Annotated in this window: 10 protein-coding genes and 2 pseudogenes; 8 read left to right on the forward strand and 4 right to left on the reverse strand. The window is 53.0% G+C overall.

What is annotated here, in order from left to right; all coding sequences use genetic code 11:
* Positions 1 to 73 precede the first annotated feature (73 nt).
* The 3 genes from NZD89_RS04520 to NZD89_RS04530 all read left to right on the forward strand — a co-directional run bounded on the left by NZD89_RS04520 (position 74) and on the right by NZD89_RS04530 (position 5,208).
* A complete protein-coding gene (locus tag NZD89_RS04520; protein WP_268006581.1) occupies positions 74 to 1,690 on the forward strand; it encodes an amidohydrolase in 1,617 nt (538 codons plus the stop codon).
* Between the two features lie 47 nt (positions 1,691 to 1,737).
* Positions 1,738 to 2,868, forward strand: a complete 1,131-nt coding sequence (locus NZD89_RS04525) for a histidine kinase N-terminal domain-containing protein (RefSeq protein ID WP_268006582.1) — start codon at positions 1,738 to 1,740, stop codon at positions 2,866 to 2,868.
* Between the two features lie 381 nt (positions 2,869 to 3,249).
* Entirely contained in the window at positions 3,250 to 5,208 is a 1,959-nt protein-coding gene (locus NZD89_RS04530; RefSeq protein WP_268006583.1) for an AMP-binding protein, read from the forward strand.
* 149 nt (positions 5,209 to 5,357) lie between these two features.
* Here NZD89_RS04530 and NZD89_RS04535 read toward each other — a convergent pair whose 3' ends face one another.
* Entirely contained in the window at positions 5,358 to 5,558 is a 201-nt protein-coding gene (locus NZD89_RS04535) for a hypothetical protein (RefSeq protein WP_268006584.1), read from the reverse strand.
* Positions 5,559 to 5,783: 225 nt separating this feature from the next.
* Here NZD89_RS04535 and NZD89_RS04540 point away from each other — a divergent pair, with 225 nt between their 5' ends.
* Positions 5,784 to 7,025: a Zn-dependent hydrolase gene (locus tag NZD89_RS04540; RefSeq protein WP_268008390.1), complete on the forward strand. Its 1,242-nt coding sequence runs from the start codon at positions 5,784 to 5,786 to the stop codon at positions 7,023 to 7,025.
* Between the two features lie 157 nt (positions 7,026 to 7,182).
* On the opposite strand, the gene trxA is transcribed toward NZD89_RS04540, so the two are convergent.
* Positions 7,183 to 7,500 carry a thioredoxin gene (trxA, locus tag NZD89_RS04545; RefSeq protein ID WP_268006585.1) on the reverse strand — a complete coding sequence of 106 codons (318 nt, stop codon included), beginning with the start codon at positions 7,498 to 7,500 and terminating at the stop codon, positions 7,183 to 7,185.
* Positions 7,501 to 7,629: 129 nt separating this feature from the next.
* On the opposite strand from trxA, the gene NZD89_RS04550 reads away from it, so the two are divergent.
* The 4 genes and pseudogenes from NZD89_RS04550 to NZD89_RS04565 all read left to right on the forward strand — a co-directional run bounded on the left by NZD89_RS04550 (position 7,630) and on the right by NZD89_RS04565 (position 12,534).
* Positions 7,630 to 8,493, forward strand: a complete 864-nt coding sequence (locus tag NZD89_RS04550) for a LysR family transcriptional regulator (protein ID WP_268006586.1) — start codon at positions 7,630 to 7,632, stop codon at positions 8,491 to 8,493.
* Positions 8,494 to 8,525: 32 nt separating this feature from the next.
* Positions 8,526 to 10,322, forward strand: coding sequence for a DNA helicase RecQ (recQ, locus tag NZD89_RS04555; RefSeq protein WP_268006587.1), 1,797 nt, complete (start codon positions 8,526 to 8,528; stop codon positions 10,320 to 10,322).
* A gap of 387 nt (positions 10,323 to 10,709) precedes the next feature.
* Positions 10,710 to 10,831: pseudogene (locus NZD89_RS04560) on the forward strand (flavin reductase family protein); the annotation flags it as partial.
* 216 nt (positions 10,832 to 11,047) lie between these two features.
* Positions 11,048 to 12,534 (forward strand): annotated as a pseudogene (locus tag NZD89_RS04565) (IS5 family transposase).
* 76 nt (positions 12,535 to 12,610) lie between these two features.
* On the opposite strand, the gene NZD89_RS04570 reads toward NZD89_RS04565, so the two are convergent.
* Together NZD89_RS04570 and NZD89_RS04575 are read right to left on the reverse strand one after the other, a co-directional pair.
* Positions 12,611 to 13,312: a manganese efflux pump MntP gene (locus NZD89_RS04570; protein ID WP_268006588.1), complete on the reverse strand. Its 702-nt coding sequence runs from the start codon at positions 13,310 to 13,312 to the stop codon at positions 12,611 to 12,613.
* A gap of 12 nt (positions 13,313 to 13,324) precedes the next feature.
* Entirely contained in the window at positions 13,325 to 13,897 is a 573-nt protein-coding gene (locus NZD89_RS04575; RefSeq protein ID WP_268006589.1) for a manganese efflux pump MntP, read from the reverse strand.
* Positions 13,898 to 14,032 lie beyond the last annotated feature (135 nt).

Consider the following 14,032-nt stretch of genomic DNA (forward strand, 5'->3'; position numbering starts at 1 on the left):
CACTTTGTGGGTGGAATGGCGGTCAGATCATGTCATAATGAATCTGAATTTGACCGCCAAAGGAGACCGTTCCATGTGGATGTTGGTCAATGCCAACGGGTACACGTTGGCGCCAGACGGAGGGAACTTTTCTGCCCTTGTGATGGATGGTGGCCAAATTGTCGCGGTCGGGGCAACTGACGACGTACGGCTACAATATGGGGCGCGCGTAGACCGCGTATATGATGCGCAAGGCGCCACGGTCCTGCCCGGATTCGTCGACAGTCACCTACATCTGGCGTGGCTCGGCATGCAGATGAACATGCTCGACCTCGCGCGGGCGACCAGCGCCGAGGACGTCCTTGCGCAGGTTCGACAACGAGCTTCCACCCTGCCATCCGGCGCCTGGGTTCTTGGGGCGAATTGGGACGAAAACCGAATCGCGAATCGAAGGATGCCGTCCATTGCACAGTTGGACCGCGCGGCAGGTGGGCGGCCGGTCATGCTAAGACGAGTGTGCGGGCACGTGGTGTTTGGAAACCGCTACGCATATGAACAGGCAGGCCTTGGCATCCACCCAGCCAATCCGTCGGATGGTCACTTTGGGCGTACGCCGTCCGGAGACATTGACGGTTACGCGTACGAGGGTGCCACGACGCTGTTGGAGAGAGGCATTCCGGCGATGAGCGGCAGCGAACTCGAGAGGTCCATCGCAGCAGCCATTGATTCCGCACTCGCGTCAGGGATCACCGGAGTTCATTCGGAGGACGTTCGGCATGTCGGAAGCCTGTATCGAACGATGGACATCTATCATCGGTTGCAGGCCCAAGGCAAGCGCTTGCGGGTGCACCAATTGGTGGGCTTCGACGCGCTTGAAGAGTACGGTGAGTGGTTAGTAGAGCAGGCGAACAAACAGCCGACGATAGAGGAACTGGACTGGCTGGAAACGGGGGCCGTCAAGTTGTTTGCAGACGGTTCACTCGGTGGAAGGACAGCGTTTTTGCAACATCCGTACCACGACGCACCAACTACGCGTGGGACGGCGATTTACACGCAGGAAGAGTTAAATCATCGAGTGGCACAAGTCCGAAAGTTTGGGCTGCCAGTAGCGATTCACGCCATCGGCGACGGTGCGCTTGAAATCGTGCTTGACGCGATTGCGTCCGTCCCAGCCGTGGCGCAGCGGGACAGGGTCATTCACGCGGAAGTGGCGAGTGAGCCACTGATACGCCGGATGGCGGCGCTTTGCGATCGGATGATTGTAGACGTTCAACCGAGGTTTGCGGCGAGCGATTTGCCATGGGTCGAGGGCAGGCTCGGTTTGCAGCGAATGCCGTACGTGTGCGCTTGGAAGTCGATGCTGAACGCCGGGCTCTATCTGTGTGGAGGCTCAGATGCTCCGGTCGAGCCGATTCAACCGTTGCTCGGCATTCATGCGGCCATCACGCGACGGTTGCCCGGCACTTCCGGGGACGGACGGTTCATGAACGAGGGATTGACGCCATACGAAGCTGTGAAGCTATTTACGCATGGCCCATCCTATGCTATCCATCGCGAAGATCGGAAGGGGACGATTCAATCCGGTTGGATGGCGGACTTGACGATTGTTGACACCGATATCTCCAACTCACAGCAGTTGGAGATGATTCCGAGGACTTGTGTCTTACAGACCATTGTAGGCGGGGAGATCGTTTACGACAGGCTGCGATGACTTAGAGTAGTTCAATTCACTCCATGTTAGGTGCGGGAGGCATCGGCGTGTCCAATGCGGTCGAAGAACGGGTTGCTCTGTATTTAGACAAAAACAAGGCGGAACTGATGAACGCTTGGCTTGATCGGGTGATGATGGAACCGAACGACCCGTTTGAGGACTCGATTGGAAAAAATGGATATTCCATGTTGTACCTATTGATATCGTATCTCAGAGGTGAGGGGTTTGATCATGATCGGTTGAAAACCTTCGCCCACAAGGTTTCTTACGAGCGGCTTCAAGCGAACATCAATATCGGTGGATTCGTCTACAATGTGAACATCGGACGAAGTGAGATTCTGAACCATCTGCCTAGGCTTGGTCTATCTATTGATGACCTGCGTCCGGTGATCTATAAAATTAACGACTGTTTCGATATGTTTTTGTACTTTGCCGTTCATCATTACACTGAATTAAAAAACCAGAAGTTGGAAGAGCAGTCCTCGTTCATTGAACAGACGCACAAGGACCATCTCACCATTTTAGGTCAAATGTCCTCGAGCTTCGTGCACGAATTTCGAAATCCACTGACTTCCGTGATGGGGTTTGTTCAGTTACTGCAAGAAAAATATCCAGCGTTGGAGTACCTCGACGTCCTATCGAAGGAGTTAAACCAATTAAAGTTTCGCATTAATCAATTTCTGTTGGTGTCGAAAAAGGGCGTCAACTATAAAGAGGTGGAGAGGTTTCATCTCGCGACCGCCTGTGAAGAGATGTTGGATTTCCTCTACCCGATGGTGGTGGGGTCTGACGCCATGGTGGTCAGAGAGGTGGACGACTCCATTTACTTGTCTGGGTATCCAGATGAATTTCGCCAGGTGCTCATCAACATCTTTATGAATTCGTTAGATGCGCTCTCCCATCGGAGATCTAAAACGATTCATATCAAGGGGCGGCGCGAGCGCGGCGCAGCGGTGATCACCATGGCCAACAACGGACCGCCGATTCCAACAGACATCATATCGTCGATTTTCGAGCCGTTCGTGTCTACGAAAAAACTGGGGACCGGCATCGGGCTGTACGTCTGTCGGAAAATTATCGAGGAGCATCACGGCACCATCGAGTGTGAATCCAATGAAGACTGGACGACCTTTCGCATCGTGATTCCAATCACGGGCATACAGGACTCCGCTGACTGACGACGACGTACCGCTAGTCACGCAGTTGGAATGGACAGGCAGCACCTCAAGGACGCGGCCTGTTTTTTGTGTATTTCGCGAAACGTGGACGTCTTCTGCCATGTGAGATGATTCGTCCTTGACCGTCGACGCTTCAACCAATGATGTCCAGGGGAATATTCAGGTACACCTTGCACAAGAACCGGTCAATTTAAAGTATGATATTTACACGGACACTGGAACATCCGTTTCCTGAACGAAAAAAGGACACGAGGTGTCTGACGCCATCGGAACCGCGGACAAAGTCTTCGTGGGCTCGACTGGCACGGGCAATATTACCGTGAGTCAATCGTAGATGTGAAGACGAACCGCCGCCGGCGGATACGAATTTAGGAGACGCGCATGGCATCAAACATATTTGATATATTGGATTCTCAGCACAATGCGATTTTTTTAGTAAACAACACCCTGTACACACGTTTTGAGCGGTTCCTCAAGACCGTTCCTCCACATGTGCCCCTATTCGTGAACCGAACGATTGAACAGCGCTACGTTGGCGAGCTGCGAGGCAGGCGTTATTCGGTGGTCGACGCGGGCAACATCCTCACATTTCGAGCGATGATCGACGGGTTAAAGAAGCGGCGAGCAGTGTTGGTTGTGCTCGACGTAGACCAAGCGGCGTTTCAAACCATCGGCTCCATCGCTCATCGATGGCACGTTCCGATTGTTCCGGTTCACGCCTTTGGAACCAAGGCCTTTGCAGGGCAACCAATTGTGGCGGATGGTCGTGCGGCCACCTGGGATCAGATCCAGTCTTTCTTGTTGGAGAGTTATCTAGGCAGTGGAATGAAGGGAAAAATCAACTTATTCAACGAGTTGTTAGAGGCCGCGCGATACTATGGAGACGACTGGCTGATAGTAAAGGACATTTCCGGCCGCGTCACCTATAAGGAGTTTCTGCTCAATACCTACGTGCTGAGCCAGCGGCTGACGAAAGCGCTGTCACCATCCGTACCGAACGTGGGCGTGCTGTTGCCGAATTCCATTGGGAACGCCGTCACGCTGTTCGCCCTGTTCTACCTTGGAAAGACACCTGTGATGTTGAATTACTCCGCAGGTTTGCAGACGATATCCGATGCTTGTGAAACGGCGGAACTAACGACCATCCTTACGTCGAGGGAATTTATCGAGAAGGGACAACTCGAAGCGATTGAGCAAGGTCTCGCCGCCAAATTTCGCGTCATCTACATGGAGGATTTGCGGGAATCGATATCCCTTGCCGACAAGGCCATCGGATTTGCGCGCTTCGTGAGACGGAAAAGGACGTCTTCGCTGGATAATCGACTGATCTTGTTCACCTCGGGAAGCGAATACAGGCCAAGAGGTATCGTTTTATCGCACGAAAACATCTTCGCAAACGTCCAGCAGACGAGGTCGGTCATCGATTTTGGCACCGTGGACAAGATGTTGAATGCGATGCCGATGTTCCACAGTTTCGGTCTCACCGCTGGGGCCATTCTGCCGTTGCTCTCTGGTGTACAGACGTACCTTTACCCATCGCCGTTGCACTACAAGCGGATTCCGGAGTTGGCAGGTGAAGAGGGTTCGACGATTCTCTTTGGTACGTCGTCCTTCTTGGAGAAGTACGGCCAGTTTGCTAAGCCGACCGATTTTCGGGCGCTTCGCTACGCCGTCGTCGGTGCGGAGAGACTGAAGGCGGAGGTCGAAACGTACTGGCTCGACAAGTTCGGTCTACAGATTATGCAAGGGTATGGCGCGACGGAGACGGCCCCGATTATGTGTCTCGACACGCCCCTTCATCACAAGCAGGGCAGCGTGGGGAGGTTTCTGCCTGGTATTCAGCACAAACTTGAGACTGTGGCGGGTATTGAGACGGGTGGAAAGCTGCTGATTCAAGGACCGAACGTGATGGCTGGATTTCTCACGCACGGCAAAGGGTATCGCAGACAAGAAGGTTGGTACGACACCGGCGACGTCGTCACCGTTGACGACGATGGATTTGTGACCATCATTGGCCGACTCAAGCGATTTGCCAAAATCGCCGGGGAGATGGTTTCTCTCAACCTAATTGAACAACTCGCCGCGCGGTGCTACGGGAGTACGGATTTCGCGGCGGTGAACGTTCACGACTCGAGGCGCGGTGAAAAGGTCATTTTGATCACGACAAATCGCGATGTCAGTTTGACGTCACTGGCCGAGTTCATCGATAGACAGGGGTATTCACGGCTTCATATCCCGAGTCGTATGTGCTGGGTTCCAGAATTCCCGCTGCTTGGAAGTGGGAAGACCGATTACGTCGCGCTCAAACAGCAAATCGAGGCGAAGCTTTCGAGTGGTTGACGGACAGCCGGCGTTCTCGCCACGGATTGTGGTGCGGCGTGTAACCGGCCGATATACGCCCCCTCCGTACCACGATGTACAGGTGGCACGGAGGCTGTTGAACCGATTTACAGCAGGCTCGCTGTAAGATACCCATGGACGACTATCGGTCATTGTGGGTTTTGGCACCCTGGGCAGCCGGGATCGACGACTTCGCTCCTAGTCATTGGTTGGTAGTAGTGTCTTGGCACGTTGACGATGACTTGGCGTTCCACGTTCACAATCGGGTGAATGATTGGAACTTCACGCGGGATGTAGCAATCCCGGACGATATACTGTGGCGCGCATACGATGGGCGGACATGTTTTCATGTGGTCAACACCTCCGTAAAATGTGGTTGCCCTTTAATCCATGCACCAACAGGACACTTGGTAACGGACAATCGCCTGCCGCCATAAACCTAGTGAAAAACTTTCCCGGATTTGAATCCGAACAGCAGTTTTGCGTTCCTCAATTGAAGGGTTACCCCCGTAGAATCCTTTGACACGCTTGGCGACAAGGTGTCTTATTAGGGGGAGAGAGGATGGCGGTGCATGGTGGTAAATCAGGAACGACTCTGGAATCGGCTGATGGCACTCGGAAAAATCGGGAAACAGGCTTCCGGTGGAATTACGCGCCTATCCTTTACAAGTGAGGAACGTGCGGCGAAGGATCTAGTTCGCCAGTGGATGAACGACGCAGGTCTCGAGGTCCGCGAGGACGCGGTTGGAAACCTCATCGGGCGCAAACACGGCACTGATTTGCAGGCGCCTGTGGTGATGGCGGGATCGCATATCGATTCCGTGTTGAACGGCGGCAACTTCGATGGCCCGCTCGGCGTCTTGTCTGCACTGGAGGCCCTACAGTGCATGAACGAGGCGGGTGTAGAAACGCACCGCTCGATTGAAGTGGTGGCGTTTACGGACGAAGAGGGCGCGCGGTTCCGCTTCGGTATGACGGGAAGCCGCGGAATGGCGGGAAAGCTAACCGCACAAGAGCTCGAGGCGACGGACGAGCAAGGCGTGAGTATCGCCGATGCGATGCGGGAGTGGGGGTTCGATCCCGCTCGGATCTCCGACGCAGCGCGCCCGCAAGGTTCGGTACACGCGTACGTCGAGTTGCACATCGAGCAGGGCAAAATCCTCGAACGGGCTGATTTGCCGGTCGGCGTGGTGACTGGGCTCGCCGGGCCGCTGTGGCTGAAGTTCAGCGTGACGGGACAGGCGGGTCACGCTGGTACCACCCCGATGTCCATGCGGCACGATGCGCTCGTCGGGGCGGCGGAGATCATTCAGGTCATCGAGCAGGAAGCAGCTCGGCAGGATGCCACCGTCGCTACGGTCGGACAGATGAATCTGTTTCCCGGCGGCGTCAACATCATTCCGGGGCGGGTCGAATTTACACTCGACCTCCGGGACGTGAACGCGCAAACGCGCAGTGCGGTGGACGGCGACATCCGACGGCTGGCGCAGCAAATTTGCGACGAACGCGGATTGTCGCTCGACGTGGAAACCTTGCAGGACATCGCCCCAGTTCATTGCCAAGAGGACGTTCAGGACGCTGTCTACGACGCCTGTGCCACACTTGGGATTCGAACCATCCCGGTAGTCAGTGGCGCTGGCCACGACTGCATGCAACTTCGAGATCTGTGTCCGGTCGGAATGATATTTGTTCGCTCAAAGGACGGCGTGAGCCACCATCCTGACGAGTGGAGTTCGCCAGAAGATTGTGCGACGGGAGCGAGCGTCCTCTACCATACGCTGTTGAAATTGGCTTCGCTCGAGTCGGACATCGCCTGAGTATACAAAGCGTCGGTTCGTCGTCTGCGCGTAGGCGAAACAGTCATGTCGTTTTGGGAGTCAGCCGTGGATGTGTTCCAGGCTGACTCCCTGTTTGTGTGCCGCGTACTTCGACAGGCATTCGGTTGTGCATACTGGCCTTAGTCCACACCGAGCGTCACAAAACTCCGAGTCCGAGCAGGTCAAGAAGGTTTTGCTTCGGGCGGTAGCCCACGAATTGATTGACCACTCGGCCCTTGTAAAAGACGAGGATGGTCGGTGCACTCATCACGCCGTAACGGTCTGGGACAGACGGACTCTCGTCGATATCGAGCTCGCCGACTGCAATATCGTCGGCGTATTCGTTCGCGATTTCCTCGAGGATCGGCGAAAGGCGCTCACAGGGAGGGCACCAGGTGGCGTAAAAGTCGACGACAACCGGTTTTTCTTGCTCCAAGAACGGGTGGAAAGAACCTTCGGTCAAATGATGTACCATGTACATTCCTCCTCACATCGGGTCACAGCTTCGATCCTTTGAAGCAAGCGTACACTCCCACTTGTTCATTAATCAAATTAATGTTAATAATAATATGTATTATCAATCACTAATGAACGGGCGAATCGAATGACACTTCTGCAATGTCACGTGTTTCTAGCGGTGTGTAATCAACGGAGTTTCACCAAGGCTGGAGAGGTTTTGAACATGACTCAATCAGCCGTGTCGCAAGCGATATCCAACCTCGAAGGAGAACTCGGCGTCACACTTTTGCATCGAAGCCGGCAAGGCATCGCCATCACGCACATCGGCGAGCGCGTGCTCTCGCACGTCCGGGAGATCATCCGTCACGAAGGGTGTTTGCGCGAAGAGGCTTCGCTTGCCGCAGGCGTTGAGGCTGGGACGCTTCGGATTGCATCGATACCAAGCGCGTCCGGGTTGTTGCCAGGTTTGTTGGCCACGTTCAAAGCGCGCTTTCCGAACGTGCAACCGGTGCTGTTTGATGGCGGCACAGATGAGGTCTGCAGTTGGTTAGAGAGCCACGTGGTCGACGTGGCATTTGTCACCATGCCGGTTGCTGGACTCGACGTCCTCGAGCTGTTGCAGGACCAGTTGCTGCTCTTTCTCCCGATGTCGCACCCAATGGCGGGGAAGGGTGCGGTGACTCTCGATGACGTGGTGGGGGAACCGTTTATTCTACCGAAAGGGGATAGCGAGCACGTGATTCGCGGCGCTTTCCGATCCCGCTCGCTAACGCCGAAAGTGGAATTCGAGGTGCGAGATATCGCCACCATCTTGGCGATGGTTCAGGAGGGAATCGGCGTCACCATCTTACCAGAGATGGCCATTTTGCCGAGTCTACCGAACGTGCAAAGGCTTTGCATCCGACCAAACATTACGCGCCAAGTTGGCCTCGCGGTTCGAAATATGGCAGCAATTTCTCCTATTTGTGCCGACTTTCTACTACACGCCAAGGACTATGTTCAACGTTGATGGTAAGATCAGTGCAAGAGGAGTCACGAGCGATGCGAGGCGGCGACAAGCGAATGAACGAAGCGAGAGAACTATTAAGAAAGTACTACGGATATGAGGATTTTCGGCCAGGTCAAAGCCGGATTGTCGAGAGTGTGCTGAAGGGCTGCGACACGGTCGGAATCATGCCCACAGGCGGCGGAAAATCCATTTGCTATCAAATTCCGGCACTGATGTGCGAGGGGATGTCGATTGTCGTTTCACCGCTCATCTCCTTGATGAAAGACCAAGTGGATACGCTGTCCAACGTGGGGATTTCCGCGACGTATATCAATAGCAGTCTGCCTGCGGCAGAGGTGCACGCGCGCATGCGACAGGCGGAACAAGGGGAATATCGGCTCTTGTACGTCTCTCCGGAGCGGTTGGAGGCGGGGGCGTTCATGTCGTTTGTCAATCGCCTCTGTCCACAGATGATAGCGATTGACGAGGCGCACTGCCTGTCGCAGTGGGGTCATGACTTTCGGCCAAGCTACCGCGCGATAGCACCATTGTTGCAGCAACTCGACAATCGGCCCATCGTGGCCGCCTTTACGGCGACCGCCACGCCCGAAGTGATTCGAGACATCGTCGACACGTTGGGTCTTCACAACCCGAACGTCTTCGTGACGGGATTTGACCGGAGTAACCTCACATTTTCAGTCGTCACTGGGCAGGACAAGCGGGACTACGTACTCGACTACCTCGAACGGCACCCGAACGACGCCGGCGTGATTTACGCATCGACTCGAAAGGAAGTCGACGGTCTGTACGAGTTCTTGAAGAAGAAGCGGTACGCTGTGGGGCGTTATCACGCAGGCCTCAGCGACGCGGAGCGAAGCGCCAATCAGGAGCAGTTTCTCTACGATGAGACGCGCATAATGGTGGCGACGAATGCGTTTGGCATGGGCATCGACAAGTCAAACATTCGGTTTGTGCTGCACTACAACATGCCCAAGACCCTGGAGTCGTACTACCAGGAAGCGGGTCGAGCGGGGCGGGACGGCGACCCGGCAGAATGTGTTCTGCTATTTACTCCGCGCGACGTGCAGTTGCAGAAATTCCTCATCGAACAGACAGACACCGCCCCGGAGAGAAAGTCGCACGAGTATCAAAAACTCCAGGCGATGGTGGATTATTGCCACACCAGTATGTGCCTTCGCGCGCACATTTTGCGGTATTTTGGCGAGGACAACGGACCGGACAGGTGTGACAACTGCAGCAACTGCAATGGCGACTTTGAGACGCAAGACATCACGGTGATCGCGCAACAGATCTTCTCTTGCGTCCTTCGTATGAAGGAACGATTTGGTGTCAAATTGCTCGCAGGTGTTCTCAAAGGCTCCCGCGATAAGCGAATTCAGGAACTAGATCTACATACGCTCTCCACGTATGGATTGATGAAGAATCGAACGGAGAAAGAGGTCGTTTCATACATTCAAACCCTTTTAGCTGACGGTTACTTGAAGTTGTCAGAGGGGCAGTTTTCTGTCGTCCAGCTCCAGCCCGCCGCCGTTCCCGTGCTAAAGGGGCAGTCGAGCGTCGTGATTCGCGTTCCCAAGCAGGCCGAGGTTACCGCGCAGCCCGATGACGAGCTGTTTGAAGACCTGCGCGCGCTGCGCCGAGCGCTATCCCAGCGGGACAAAGTACCACCATACGTCATTTTTTCCGACAGTACGCTTCGGGAGATGTCCCTGCATTGTCCAGTCGACGACACTGCGATGCTGCGGATCAAGGGCGTTGGTCAGATGAAGATGGAGCGGTATGGAGCGGAGTTTCTGGCGGTGTGCCAGCAGCATGCGACCGGCCGATAGCGATAACGAAGGATTGGGGCTACAGAACGTCCGCGCTTCGCAACGGTACACCCGACTAGATGCGACACGATCCTAGAACGGGTGACGGCCGTTTAGAGACAAAGAAGACGGCGAATAGTTTTATTGAACTAGGTGATATTCGTCACTAAGCCGATAAGCATATGAAGTTGAATATAAAGTCTCCAGTTAATGACAAAAGCCGACGTACCTATAAGAAAGAATTTAAATTACCCGCTTGAATAACCAAGCGTACCATAATACAGCATTGATGAGTCTCACGATATAGGAGACGACCGTCGAATAAGAAAGCAATAATCGAAAAGAACTGCACGCAGGTACGTGTTATAACGAATGTGCAATCAACACCTAGTCAGAAGGAGTTCGTACATGCATAAAGTGATGGAACCCAAAATTTTCTACTTCGGGACTCCCGTAGTCCTAATCAGTACCTTAACGAAGATGGTTCAGCTAATTTAGCTCCCATGTCCTCTGTATGGTGGTTAAATCAGCGGGCAGGAATGCGCAAGAAGGGCCCCAATCTTTATTGAAGGTAAACTAAAGTGAAAGTGCAGGTCGGATTTTAGATGCATACCCTTTCTTAATTCGGGTCTACTGAATGAACCATAAACCCACGCTTGGCAAGGAATCAGCGTATGATTTGTCGAAGTAAAGTGTATCGATTTTGAGCGGAACAAGCGAAAAACCGTGCACTTGGAGGACCGGCATTGTACGCGAATCATCAGGACCAACAGATACTTCCCGGAAACTTCTTTCTCCCGTTTGGGGGACGACTTAGCGAGAACAACCGCTGGGTTCAACTTTCGTATCTCATCCCATGGCGACGTGTAGAACAGGAGTACAGCAAGCACTTCAGCAAGGACGTTCGGGGCGGACGTGCGGTTTCGGTTCGGATGGCGCTTGGTGCCCTGATTATTCAGGAGCGGGAAGGTTTTTCAGACCGTCATTTGGTCCAGCACATCACGGAAAACCCGTACCTTCAATACTTCATTGGTCTCCCGGCGTATCAAGAAGAACCCCGTTTGACCCGTCTCTGCTCACCCATTTTCGCAAACGGTTGGGACCCGACGTCATCAACCAAGTGAATGAGTGGATCGTGCAAGCCGGACTGAAGGATGAGCAGAATGGCGACGATGACCAAAACAACAATGAACCCCCCAGGGAATCTGGACAGTCCGAAGTAAACAGTCAATCAAAAGCTGAGGTTCAGGAGCCTCAAACCCATCAAGGGAAGCTCATTCTGGACGCAACCTGTACACCGGCAGACATCGCGTATCCGACAGACCTGTCGCTGTTAAACAGAGCGCGGGAGAAGCTGGAAGACATCATTGATACGCTTCACGCGCCGCATAAGGGCGAAGTGAAGAAGCCCAGAGACCGACGTCGTCAAGCACGTCGTGACTACTTGAGGACCGCGAAGAACCGTAAGCCGAGTCGTGCTGAGATTCGCAAGGCTGTCGGTCGGCAATTGCGTTATGTGGCACGGAACTTGAAATTCATTGAACAACTCGTACATTGCACTCCCCTCATGGCACTCTCACGGCGACAATATCGTGACCTTTTGGTCATTGGTGAGCTATATCGGCAACAGCGAGAAATGTATCAGAGCCGTAGTCATCGGGTGGACGATAGAATCGTAAGCATTGCACAACCCGACGTTCGACCGATTGTACGTGGAAAGGCAAAAGCAAATGTGGAGTTTGGTGCAAAGGTGTCAATCAGTGTGGTTGAAGGATATACACTGATGGAGAGAACAAGTTGGGACAGCTTCAACGAGGGTTCGACGCTAATTGAGTCAGTGGAGCGGTACGTTGAGCGTTTCGGATATTATCCGGAGACCATCTTGGCGGACAAAATCTACAGGACACGTGAGAATCTTCAGTACTGCAAAGACCATGGAATCCGGATGAGTGGTCCGAAACTTGGACGACCACCAAAGCAAGTCGACCGTGAGCAAAAGAAAATGGAACAACAAGATATGGGCGAGCGCAACGCAGTGGAAGGAAAGTTTGGTGAAGGCAAGCGCATCTACGGGCTTGGCTTAATGCGAACGCGCCTTCGGCAGACAAGCGAGACGGTCATTGCCATCCAGTTACTGATTATGAATCTCGAAAAGAGGCTACGGCTTCTTTTTTTGCTCATACTCGGAGAACTTTTTGGAACAGATTTCGGCACGACCGTGGTCATTGCGTAGTTCATTCATCAGACCCTAATTCACCGGAATCATCATTTAGGCTTTATAATTCGATCGCTTACCGTAGTGACACCCATTAAAAAAGATGTACTCCAACTGCAATGAGCAATATTCCAGAGACTATCGTTGCGCTGTTCCCAAACCAATTGGCGAGATATTTTCTGCCGATGAAAGCTGGAACGATTAGAAATAAATAGCTAAAAAGACCGATGGAAAATGCAGTCTCATATACGTTGATATGGCTTACTCCTGTCCCAAATCCGGCGGTTAGATCTGTAATGGATTGTGCGATGGTGACCACGCCGAGTTCCCAGACACTGATTTTCTTGTCCAACTTCACTTCTTCCTTTTTCTCCTGTTTTCTTTGTATTAGTGCCTGGGCGATGATGAAGACACCCAGGCAAATCAAGATGGATCCGCCGATAAAATTGGCTACAGAACCAATAAAAGATGAGACAATAACCCCCGAGATGCCACCGATCAAGGCGGCTAACAAGGATGTTGTCGCAATCACCAGTACAGACCGCCAGGGAACATGAATTTTACGTGCCCCGTAGGAAAAACCAATCCCTATGTTATCTATATTGGAGGCAATCCCGATAACGATTACTATTACGAAAGATGAAATGTGCAAAGGAAGCGCCCCCTCTCTCTCGGATTCTAACCGTGGAATGCATGTAAACCGATCACCAAACCCCAAATAATACAAATTAACCGGAACGATAAACATCAGCCATGGGGGTTTCTTTTCACCTATATGATCGCCACCATTGTCCACGTACATCTTGTTTTACGCTATAACTTGGTGAACTCCGACTAGGATCAGCAAGAGTCCGGCGAAAAACGAAGAGTAGTTCCCCAGTAACTTTGCGAGGACACCGATACCTACTACGTCTCCGATCCAGATCATGATGTATCCCCAGATGGCAATACTGGTCGAAGTTATCCATATTGTGGACGCTTCAGATACGGTTGCCCCAAATCCGACTGCCACATTCGTAAATGACAGTGCGAAGCCCAGAACGATTCCTTGTTTCCATCCGGGGCTTTTAATTTGGATTTGTTCGTGCTGGCGGGAAATCCGTGGATGTAGGTACTTGGAATACCAGAAAAATAATCCGATGCACACGAGAACAATGCACGCTGCCCATCGAGCTTGAATAACTGTAATGTAGTGTGAGATGACTTCGCCCATGTAGGCACCCAAAAGCGCCGTACCAAACCCAATGGCATTGATGATTGCATTCACCCAATGGGGGAATCGGATTTTTTCACTCCCGTAAGCGATACCCGTGCCACAGTTGTCAAAATTCGAGCCAATTCCAATCAAGTTTGCCGTCAAGAACGCACTTAACCAGCTCATTTTCCCATCGCCTCCGCCGAATGATTTGGACGGAGTTAAGGGAACCACTGGTTAGATATTGTGATACTCTAAACTGTCTCCCTACGCCTCCGCCTTTCGGTCACTGTCAGGGTATGGGGGCGGGCGGTCTTTCGA

This window comes from Alicyclobacillus fastidiosus, from assembly GCF_026651875.1.
GTDB lineage: Bacteria > Bacillota > Bacilli > Alicyclobacillales > Alicyclobacillaceae > Alicyclobacillus > Alicyclobacillus fastidiosus.